Origin of the sequence: Streptomyces sp. MP131-18 (genome assembly GCF_001984575.1) — a bacterium.
In the GTDB taxonomy this organism is placed as follows: Bacteria; Actinomycetota; Actinomycetes; order Streptomycetales; family Streptomycetaceae; genus Streptomyces; species Streptomyces johnsoniae.
Map to the genome: position 1 here is coordinate 6,212,911 of NZ_LZNS01000001.1, position 9,247 is coordinate 6,222,157.

Genomic DNA, 9,247 nt, shown 5'->3' on the forward strand with positions numbered 1-9,247 from the left:
CGATGGTGGCGGCGTCGACTTCGACGGATACCAGTACCCCGGCGTTCACGGCCTTGCTCCGCAGGCCGGGGAGCAGGCGCGCAGCGGGTGGCCGTTCACGGTGGCCAGAACGCGGGAGCGTTCGCCGGGGCGGTGGCCGAGCCAGGCCCGGCACAGTACACAGGCGGTCCCGGCCCACTGCCGTGGCGAGAGGTCCCGTTCCAGGTCAAGTCCCATCAGCAGGACCGGCAGCGGCGTGTCAGGCACGGTGGCCTCCCCGTGGCGGGAGCACGTGCCGCAGTGCTTCGAGCAGCACCGGCGGATCGGTCAGGCACGTCGGAGTAGGGCCGATCAGCCACCGGATCGCCGAGCCCCCCGTCCACGGCCCCTCACACCACGCCGCGGGCGGCACGGCCAGCACCCGCGGCCCGCGCACGATGTCCACTCCCGGCGCCCGTTCCTCCCACTCTTCCGCCGCACCGGGCAGCACCAGCCAGGTCAGCACATCGGCAACCTGATCCTGAACGACCGGCCCCGACCGCTCCCGCAGACGGCTGACCACTCGCAGCCCGACGAACGTCGGCAACTGCACCCCCTCGAACCACCGCCCACACGGCAACGACTCCACACCCTCGCGCGGCAACCACTCGGGCAGGAGGTGAGCGGCGGTCACCGCGTCATCCCCTGTCCAAGCCTCCTTGGCTGGCTGGCGGGTGCCCCCGTTGCCCTTCCGTTCCACGGGCAACCAGCCAGGGCGGTCGCTGGACGATTGCCCGCTGTGCTCGATCATCACCATCGGGGTGGCTCCTCCGTCGTTTGCTTGCAGCCCAGAACGTAGGCGGGGTAGAACAGAGAGTGAGCACGCACTGCGCGTGCCCTGGCCGCAGGGGGAGCGATGAATAGTGGAGGCGTTGGCCGCCGGGTCGCCTACTGGCGCGAGCACCGTGGCCTGACCCAGGCGGAATTTGGTCGGCTGATGGGCCAATCCCGCCGATGGGTCCAGGACTGGGAAGGCGGGCAACGGCAGTCCGATCCGCGGCTGTCCGTGCTTCAGCGGGCAGCCGAAGTACTCCGCATCCCTCTGGAACGACTTGTGTTCAATCCAATTCCCGCACCGGCCAATGCCCCGATCCCCGTTGAAGTGGCAGCGCTCGCCGAGGCATTGCATCACCTGCCGGCCCGAGAACCCGCGGCCTCGCCCTCCCCTCTCACGGCGATGCACCGCAGACTCACATTCGCGTTCCAAGCGTGGGTCGCCTGCCACTACACTGCGGCAGCTCGCGCACTTCCCGGCTTGCTCGCCGAAGCGCACATCGCCGCCGATGGAAGTGCCGAAGGCGCGACGCTCCTCTCCCGTTCCTACCAGCTGGCCGCGAGTCTTCTCTTCAAGTACAGCAGCCTCTCGTGCACCCCGGGCGTGTTGGCCGCCGACCGGGGGCTCACTGCGGCGACCCGGTCCGGCGATCCCGTCGTCATCGGCGGGGCCTCCCGCCGGGTTGCCCGCGGCCTGATCCACCAGCAACGCCATGCAGAAGCAACGGAGTACGCCACCACCCAGGCCGACGCGCTGCGGCCGGTGTTGGAACGGGCCGGAACGCCGGGACTGTCCACGTTGGGAATGCTGTATCTCGTGGCCGCAGTCGGCGCGTCCGGGAGCGGACGGTCCCCGGCAGCCGTGTCCACCGCGACGGATCGGATCTATGCGGCGGCCGAGGTGGCGGATCAGCAGGGAGATGAGCAGGCTGAAGACTTCACCGCGTTCGGTTCCGTCAATGTCGCGCTGCACGAGGTGGATGTTCTGCTGCGGCTCGACGATGCTTGGGCTGCCGTAGAGGCCGGGCGGCGGGTTACCCCCGAGAATCTGGCCCATGTGCACCGCGAGCGTCAGGCCCGCCACCTCGTCACGAAGGCACGCGCCCTGGCCTTGACTCGACGCCGAGAAGAAGCTGTCGCCGCGCTGGGGGAAGCCGAGCGGCTGGCGCCAGAGGAAGTGCGTCGGCCGGCGGTCGTCAGCGTCGTCAAGGAACTGCTGGTGCTGGTGCCGTCACCCGGCGGGGAGTTGCGCGGTCTGGCCGGGCGGTGTGGACTCCGCGCATGAGCATTCTGTACTTCATCGCGTGCGCCGCGGGCCCGGCCCGGCATGTCGATGCCGGAGTTCGCGTAGCGCAGGATGCCGGGTGGGATGTCTGCCTCATCCTCACGCCATCCGCCGCGCGTTGGTGGGAGCCCCGGCTGTCCGAGCTGGCCGAGTTGACCGGGCATCCGGTGCGCGATCAGTACAAGCTGCCGCACCAGACCGACGCCCTCCCGCGTGCGGACGCGATGCTGGTCGCGCCGCTCACTACGACCAGTGCGTGCAAGTGGGCCGCAGGCATCACCGACACGGTTGCCCTCGGGCTGCCCGCCGAGGGCGTGCACCTGGGGCTGCCGGTGGTCGCGATGCCGTTCTGGTCCACGGCGCTCGGCGCACAGCCGGCCGTTGGCCACGCGGTCGAGACGCTGCGTGGGCAAGGCGTCCGGGTGGTCTTCGCCCCTGGGGAGCCGCACCCGCCGAAGCGCGGCAATGACGGCGGCTTCCCGTGGAGAGCCGGGCTGGACACACTCGCCAGGGGATGACGAACGCTAGGGCCCCTGAACGGGGAGGGATGACGTGGCAGAGACAGTGCGACCGCTGGGCGAGAGCGAGATCGGGGAGCGGCTGGCCGGGGTGCCGGGGTGGTGTCGCGATGGTGATGCGATCACCCGGGCGTTCGGCATCCGCTACCACGGTGGTGTCGCGCTCATCGTGCATGTCGCCGATGTGGAACGGCTGATCGGCCACCACGCGGACATCGACCTGCGGTGGGATCATGTCCGGTTCTCCATCACCACCCACGACGCCGGGAACAAGCTCACCGCCGCCGACTTCGACCTTGCCGCCCGTATCGACGACCTCGCCGCCGCGCACGGCGCCGCCCCGGCCTGAGCGCGGGGGGCGCCGTTCGGTGCCCCCGTCACGCCCCGAGCAGGCCGGCGGCCGTGCGGCTTGCGGTGTCGAGTGCCCGGTCGAGTGCTTCGGGCCTGCGGCCCCCGGCCGCGGCGACCGGGCCGTGGCCTCCGGTGCCGCCGCCGACCGTGCGCGCCGCCTCCGCGAGCACCGCTCCGGCGTGCGCGCCCCCCGCGTGCAGGTCGGGGGAAAGGGCCGCGGCGAGCAGCGCCTTGCCGTTCTCCTCCGCGCCGAGCACCACGACCGCACGGCCGGCGCCGAGTCGGCCGACGGTGTCGGCGGCCAGGCCGCGCAGCTCGCGCGCCGTCACCTCCGGCACGCGCGCCACGACCAGCCGGCCGCCGTCGAGTGGGCGGGCGCCGTCGGCCAACCGTTCGGCGTGCCTGTGTAGTTCGGCCGTGCGGAGGCGGTCGAGCCGGTCCTGCGCGGTGCGCAGGGTGCCGAGCCTGCCGCGCAGCGCCTGCGGCGCGTCGGCGGCCGGTACCCCCAGCAGTGCCGTCAGTTCCGCGAGCACCTGTCGTTCGGTGTCCGCCTGTTGCAGGCTCTCGTGTCCGGTCAGCGCCGTCACCCGGCGCAGTCCGGTGCCGATGCCCGACTCGCCCAGCAGCCGGAACGCGCCGACCTGCGCGCCGTGCGTCACGTGCGTGCCGCCGCACAGCTCCCGTGAGAAGTCGCCGATGTCGACGATCCGCACCTGTTCCCCGTACCGCTCGCCGAAGAGGGCCAGCGCGCCCGCGGCCTCGGCCTCGGCGCGGTCCGCGTACCAGGCCCGCACCGCGGGGTCGGCCAGCACGTGCGCGTTGACGGCCGCCTCGACCGCCGTCAGCCGCTCGGTGGGAACGGGCCCCGGATGCGCGAAGTCGAAGCGGAGCCGGTCGGGTTCGACCAGCGAGCCGCGCTGCGCGGCATGCTCGCCGAACGTCGCACGCACCACCGCGTGCAGGATGTGCGTCGCGGAGTGCGCCCGCATCAGGGCGCGCCGCCGGGGCGCGTCGACGCTCGCGAACGCCGGCTCGCCGGCCCGCGCCTCGCCAGCCGTCACGCGCCCGGCGTGCACCCGCAGCTCCTCCAGCGCGTGCCAGGTGTCCGTCACCTCCACCAGCGCGCCCGACGCGGTGCGGACCGTTCCGCTGTCGCCGATCTGGCCGCCGGCGCGCGCATAGAACGGGGAACGGGCGAGCACCAGCTCGACTTCGGAGCCCTCGGGAGCCGACCGCACCGGCGCACCGTCCCGCAGCACCGCGAGGATCTCCGTTTCGGTGTCCAGCTCGTCGTAGCCGGTGAACGAAGTCCGACCACCCGCCGCGGCCGCCGCCCGGTAGGCGTCCCGCCGCCGCAGCGCCTCGGCGGTCCGTGCCCGGCCGCCGGACCTGGCCCGTTCCCGCTGCTGCGCCAGCAGCGCGGCGAACCTGTCCTCGTCCACCTCCAGGCCCGCCTCCCCGGCGGCCTCGACGGTCAGTTCCAGCGGAAAGCCGTAGGTGTCGGCCAGCTCGAACGCCGTCTCGCCCGGCAGCGTGCCGCGCCGCTGCCCGCGGGTGCGGCCGATCGCCGCGTCGAGCAGCCGGGTGCCCTGCGCGAGCGTGCGGCCGAACGACTCCTCCTCCGCCGTCACGACCCGTTCGATCAGCGGGGCCTGCGCGGTGAGTTCGGGCCAGACGCCGCCCAGGGTGCGGATCACCGAGGCCGTCGTGGCGGACAGCACGGGCTCGTCGACGCCGAGCCGCCGCGCGTGGCGGACCGCGCGCCGCATCAGGCGGCGCAGCACGTAGCCGCGGCCGTCCTTCGCGGGCAGCACGCCGTCGGCGATCAGGAACGCGATGGTGCGGGCGTGCTCCGTGACGACCTGGAAGGACACCCGGTCCTCGCCGCGCCCCGGATACGGCCGCCCCGCCAGCTCCTCCGCGGCGGCCAGCGTCGGCCGCAGCAGGTCGGTGGTGCAGACGTTCTCCGCGTCCTGGAGCACCGCGGCCAGCCGGTCGAGGCCGAGCCCCGTGTCGACGCTGCGCGCGGCCAGGTCGCCCAGCACCGGGAAGCCGCCGCGCCCGTCGTCCTCGCCGCGCCGCGACTGCATGAACACGATGCTCCACAGCTCGACGTAGCGCTCGCCGTCGACGGCCGGGCCGCCCGCACGGCCGAACGCGGGCCCGCGGTCGTACGTCACGTCCGTGCACGGGCCGCAGGGCCCCGGCACCCCCATCGACCAGTAGTTGTCGGCCGGCCCGAGCCGCTGGATGCGGGCGGCGGGCACGCCCGTGCGGCGCCACAGCCGTTCCGTCTCCTCGTCCCCGTCGAGCACGGTCACCCACAGCCGGTCGGGGTCCAGGCCGTAGCCCTCGGTCAGCAGCTCCCAGGCGTAGGCGACCGCCTCGGCCCTGAAGTAGTCGCCGAAGGAGAAGTTGCCCAGCATCTCGAAGAACGTGGCGTGCCGGGCGGTGCGGCCGACGTTCTCCACGTCGACGGTGCGCACGCACTTCTGCACGGTGGTGGCCCGGCGGACGGTGGGTTCGGTCTCGCCGAGGAACCACGGCTTGAACTGGGCCATCCCGGCGTTGGTCAGCAGCAGGGTGGGATCGTCGGGCACGAGCGGCGCGGCGGGGAGCCGGTGGTGCCCCCGGGCGGCGAAGAAGTCGAGGAAGGTGTCACGGATCTGCGTCGAGCGCATGGCGGATCGGCCTCACGGGAGTCGCGGTGAGCGGGGGAGCGGTGCACACGCCGAGCCGGGCCGAGAACGGGACTGAGAGGCGCTCTCAGTTCTCCGGCTCGACGCAGATAGCTCGCGTCCCCACGGTGAAGGCCATGACTCCGTACTTCTCACTTCTCGCTGGACCGGTCACGCCGGTGTCGCACGCACCGGCACCGGCACACGCCCGACTGTAACCGCCCACCGGCGCCCCCGCGCGTCAATTTCCCGGCAGGGCTTGGGAGGGCCCTGCCGGGTGCACGTCATACCAGCGGCAGGCGGGACGACACCGCCGTGCCGTATCCCGGCTGGGACTCTACGGTGAGCGAGCCCGCGATGCGTTCGGCGCGGGCCCGCATGCCGTCGAGTCCGAAGCCGCCTGTACCGGAACGTTCCGGCAGCGCCCGCGGGTCGAAGCCGCGCCCGTCGTCGCGGATGTCCAGGGCCACCTCGCCGTCCATGAAGCTGAGCGTGACGCCGACGCGGGAGGCGGCCGCGTGCTTGGCCGCGTTCGACAGCGCCTCCTGCGTGATCCGCAGGAGCGTCGCCGAGACCTCGCCGTGCAGCTGCTGTGCCTTGCCGGTGAGGGTGAAATCGGCGCGGGTGCCGTACTGCTCGGCCCACCGGGTGATCGTCTTCCGCAGGGCGGGGAGGAGCCCGTCGTTGGCCAGGCCCATGGGGGCGAGGTTCTGCACGGAGCGCCGGGCCTCGCTCAGACTGTGGCGGGCCAGGTCGGAGGCGCGGTCGAGATGCTCGTGCGCCGCCGCCGGGTCGGGCTGGCCCGCGACGACCCGGAGCTGGGCGATGATGCCGGTCAGCCCCTGCGCGATGGTGTCGTGGATCTCCGCGGCCAGCCGCCTGCGCTCGTCGGCGATGCCCGCCTCCCGCGCCTGGACGAGCAGTTGGGCCTGGAGCGCGGCGTTCTCGTCGAGGGCCTGCTGGAGGGCGGTGTTGGTGCGTTCCAGCTCGGCGATGGTGGCCGCGCGGGTCCGTGACCGCATCTCCTCGTGCTCGGCGAAGTAGCTGACGATGGTCAGCAGCACGTTGTTGACCAGCAGCAGGCCGGCGAACATGGTCCACTGTTCCGTCTCGTGGAACGGCATGCCGCCGGCCTGGGACCCCGCCAGGGGGATGGAGCAGGCGAAGGGGCCGAGCCAGCGCCAGCGTTTCGTGGGGATCAGGTCGTTGACGTCGAAGTAGCCCACGGCCGCATAGAACGCGAAGAACGGGTTCACCCAGGTGAGCGCGAAACTCAGCGCCCAGCGCACGGTGTAGTACCCCGCCGAGACCATGTCGGGGTCCCGGCCGGCGCGGCCGGACCGTTCGAACCACAGCTGGAGCAGGACAGCCGCGGCGACCAGTGCGAGGGCCGTCCCCCGTCCGGCCGCGGTCGGCGTCAGCTCGGGCGCCACCGTCGCCGCGAGGAGCGTGCCGGCGCCCAGCAGCGCATACGGCCCCCACCTGCGCAGTGTCTCCTGACGGCGTTCGAGCTCGCGGTCCGTCTCCGCCATGCCCCCACTTTGCACGGTCGTTCTCCTACTTCCAGCGGAACCAGCGGATGGCGGCAGCCGTCAGCACCGTGGCCCACGCGGCCAGTGTGCCCAGGTGGGACCAGTCGGGCCAGTCGCCGGCGGCGGCCTGGTTCAGGGCGTTGGCGGCGGCGCCGAAGGGCGTGAACTCGACGATATTGGCCAGGACTTCCGGCATGGTCTGCACGGGAATCCAGACGCCGATGCAGAACAGGGCCGGGAAGAAGACCACCGAGCCGATGCCCAGCGCGTGTTTGGAGTTGCCGGCCAGGGCGGCCACGAGGGCCCCGATGGCCAGGCAGGCGGCCGTGGCCAGCAGCAGCGTCAGCGCGTACGCGGCCAGCTGGTCGGGCAGCGCCACGTCGAAAGCGAGCCGGCCCACGACCAGGGCGAGAAGCGCCGACAGCAGGCCCGTGACGCCGTTGAGCCCCATCTGTGCGGACAGCAGGCTGGACGGGCGTACCGGGGTCGTCGACATGCGTCGCAGGATGCCCATCTCGCGGTAGGTCGTCAGGATCGGCGGCATCGCCTGGATACTGGCCACGATCACGGCGATCAGCACCGCCACGGGCACGTAGGCGTCGATGAGGCGCTGCCCGCCGAGATCCTCGTCGGCTTCCCGGAACGCCGGGACGCAGCCCAGGATGCTCATCAGCAGTGTCGGGAAGACACATATCCAGAAGAGATTGGCCGGCTCGCGCAGAAACAGCCGGGTCTCGGCCCGCAGTACGGCCGCTCTGGCCGTGGGGCGGCGATCGGACGACGCCGGGGCCAGGGCGGCCGGTGCGGTGGTGGTCGGTGATTCGGTGGTCGAGGTATCGGTCATGGCGCAGCTCCAGTCTGGCGGGGCCGGTGGGACGGGTGGTCGGGGTCGGGCGCCGACGGTCAGACTTCCGTCAGGTCCAGGAAGGCGTCGTCCAGCGTGGCGTCGCTCACGCGCAGTTGGTGGGCCGTGATGCGCTTGCGGACGAGGAGCGAGATCACCGCGTTGACGGTCTCGTCCGTGCCGCTGAGCGTGATGCGGTTCTCCTTGTGCTCGACGGACATGAGCGCCGGCAGCGCGGCCAGCTCCTCGTTGTCCAGGGGGGTCGAGGGCGTGAAGGAGATCACCGTGGACCCCGGCGAGCGGTCGACCAGCCCGTGAGGTGAGTCGAGTGCGGTGATCCGCCCCTTGTCGATCAGGGCGATGCGGTCGCACAGCCGCTGCGCCTCCTCCATGAAGTGCGTGACCAGGAGGACGGTGACGCCGCTGTCGCGGACGTCCTCGATCAGTTCCCAGGTGTCGCGGCGGGCGCGCGGGTCCAGGCCGGTGGTCAGCTCGTCGAGGACGACGATCCGCGGACTGCCGATCAGGGCGAGGGCGATGAACAGCCGCTGCTTCTGGCCGCCGGAGAGCTTCCCGAAACGAGTGGTGAGCTTGGGGGTCAGGCCCAGGCGCTCGGCGAGGGGCTTCCAGTCGAGCGGGCGCGGGTAGAAGGCGGAATACAGCTCCAGCGCCTCGCGCACGGTGAGTTTGGGCTGGAGGGCGCTCTCCTGGAGCTGGGCGCCCAGGATGCGGGTGACGGCCTCGTGGTCGGCGATCGGGTCGAGCCCCGCGACGCGGACCCGGCCCCCATCGGGGACGCGCAGGCCCTCGATGCACTCGACGGTGGTGGTCTTGCCCGCACCGTTCAGGCCGAGGAATCCGAAGATCTCGCCCTCCTCGACGGTGAACGAGACGCCGTCGACGACGGCCCGGCCGTCATAGGTCTTGCGCAGATCGCTGACTTCGATGATCGGTTCGCGAACCGCCCTGTGCATCGTCATTGTCGTCATGGCACGAGATTCGCGCGCGGAGGGCCCCGGCCGCATCGCCCATCAGGCTCGCGGCGTGATCAGCCGATCGGTTGATGCGTAGTACGACGGTGCTCCCCGGCCATGGAGCCATGTCGCCGCCGCCCGGGTGAGACAGCCGAACCGTGGCCGGGGGCGGCTGTGCCCCCGGCCACGGTTCGGAGCCGGATCTGTCCTCCGCGGAGGATCGGGGAACCACCCCTGGGTGCGGAAACGGGCCGACGGAGGCCACGGTTCCTT

The 9,247-nt window shown here is 72.2% G+C and carries 9 protein-coding genes; 3 read left to right on the forward strand and 6 right to left on the reverse strand.

What is annotated here, in order from left to right:
• Positions 1 to 45 precede the first annotated feature (45 nt).
• Both STBA_RS28040 and STBA_RS28045 read right to left on the reverse strand, forming a co-directional pair.
• The gene (locus STBA_RS28040) at positions 46 to 246 is read right to left on the reverse strand and encodes a hypothetical protein (protein WP_077061864.1); all 201 of its coding nucleotides are present in this window, start codon (positions 244 to 246) and stop codon (positions 46 to 48) included.
• Positions 239 to 775: a hypothetical protein gene (locus STBA_RS28045; protein WP_077061865.1), complete on the reverse strand. Its 537-nt coding sequence runs from the start codon at positions 773 to 775 to the stop codon at positions 239 to 241. The genes STBA_RS28040 and STBA_RS28045 overlap by 8 nt, the downstream gene beginning before the upstream one ends.
• Positions 776 to 874: 99 nt before the next feature.
• Between STBA_RS28045 and STBA_RS28050 the strand changes: the two genes are divergently transcribed.
• From STBA_RS28050 to STBA_RS28060, 3 genes are read left to right on the forward strand one after another with little or no spacing between them, the layout of a single operon-like run.
• Positions 875 to 2,077, forward strand: a complete 1,203-nt coding sequence (locus STBA_RS28050; protein WP_077061866.1) for a helix-turn-helix transcriptional regulator — start codon at positions 875 to 877, stop codon at positions 2,075 to 2,077.
• Positions 2,074 to 2,595 (forward strand): flavoprotein, encoded by a 522-nt coding sequence (locus tag STBA_RS28055; protein WP_077061867.1) that lies wholly within the window; start codon positions 2,074 to 2,076, stop codon positions 2,593 to 2,595. The genes STBA_RS28050 and STBA_RS28055 overlap by 4 nt, the downstream gene beginning before the upstream one ends.
• A 34-nt stretch (positions 2,596 to 2,629) precedes the next feature.
• Positions 2,630 to 2,944, forward strand: coding sequence for a 4a-hydroxytetrahydrobiopterin dehydratase (locus STBA_RS28060; RefSeq protein WP_077061868.1), 315 nt, complete (start codon positions 2,630 to 2,632; stop codon positions 2,942 to 2,944).
• Positions 2,945 to 2,972: 28 nt separating this feature from the next.
• Here the strand turns inward: STBA_RS28060 and alaS are convergent, their stop codons facing one another.
• From alaS to STBA_RS28080, 4 genes are all read right to left on the reverse strand, one after another.
• The gene (gene alaS / locus STBA_RS28065) at positions 2,973 to 5,627 is read right to left on the reverse strand and encodes an alanine--tRNA ligase (RefSeq protein ID WP_077061869.1); all 2,655 of its coding nucleotides are present in this window, start codon (positions 5,625 to 5,627) and stop codon (positions 2,973 to 2,975) included.
• A gap of 281 nt (positions 5,628 to 5,908) precedes the next feature.
• Positions 5,909 to 7,156 carry a sensor histidine kinase gene (locus STBA_RS28070; RefSeq protein ID WP_077061870.1) on the reverse strand — a complete coding sequence of 416 codons (1,248 nt, stop codon included), beginning with the start codon at positions 7,154 to 7,156 and terminating at the stop codon, positions 5,909 to 5,911.
• A gap of 25 nt (positions 7,157 to 7,181) precedes the next feature.
• On the reverse strand, positions 7,182 to 8,000 hold the full coding sequence (locus STBA_RS28075) for an ABC transporter permease (protein WP_077061871.1): 819 nt from the start codon (positions 7,998 to 8,000) through the stop codon (positions 7,182 to 7,184).
• Positions 8,001 to 8,059: 59 nt separating this feature from the next.
• Positions 8,060 to 8,980 carry an ABC transporter ATP-binding protein gene (locus STBA_RS28080; RefSeq protein ID WP_077061872.1) on the reverse strand — a complete coding sequence of 307 codons (921 nt, stop codon included), beginning with the start codon at positions 8,978 to 8,980 and terminating at the stop codon, positions 8,060 to 8,062.
• Between the last annotated feature and the right edge of the window lie 267 nt (positions 8,981 to 9,247).

Excerpts from the sequence above, each read along its gene's own strand:
- STBA_RS28045 (WP_077061865.1), bottom strand. The coding sequence starts at position 775 with ATGGTGATGATCGAGCACAGCGGGCAATCGTCCAGCGACCGCCCTGGC.
- STBA_RS28050 (WP_077061866.1), top strand. The coding sequence starts at position 875 with ATGAATAGTGGAGGCGTTGGCCGCCGGGTCGCCTACTGGCGCGAGCAC.
- STBA_RS28055 (WP_077061867.1), top strand. The coding sequence starts at position 2,074 with ATGAGCATTCTGTACTTCATCGCGTGCGCCGCGGGCCCGGCCCGGCAT.
- alaS (WP_077061869.1), bottom strand. The coding sequence starts at position 5,627 with ATGCGCTCGACGCAGATCCGTGACACCTTCCTCGACTTCTTCGCCGCC.
- STBA_RS28070 (WP_077061870.1), bottom strand. The coding sequence starts at position 7,156 with ATGGCGGAGACGGACCGCGAGCTCGAACGCCGTCAGGAGACACTGCGC.
- STBA_RS28075 (WP_077061871.1), bottom strand. The coding sequence starts at position 8,000 with ATGACCGATACCTCGACCACCGAATCACCGACCACCACCGCACCGGCC.
- STBA_RS28080 (WP_077061872.1), bottom strand. The coding sequence starts at position 8,980 with ATGACGATGCACAGGGCGGTTCGCGAACCGATCATCGAAGTCAGCGAT.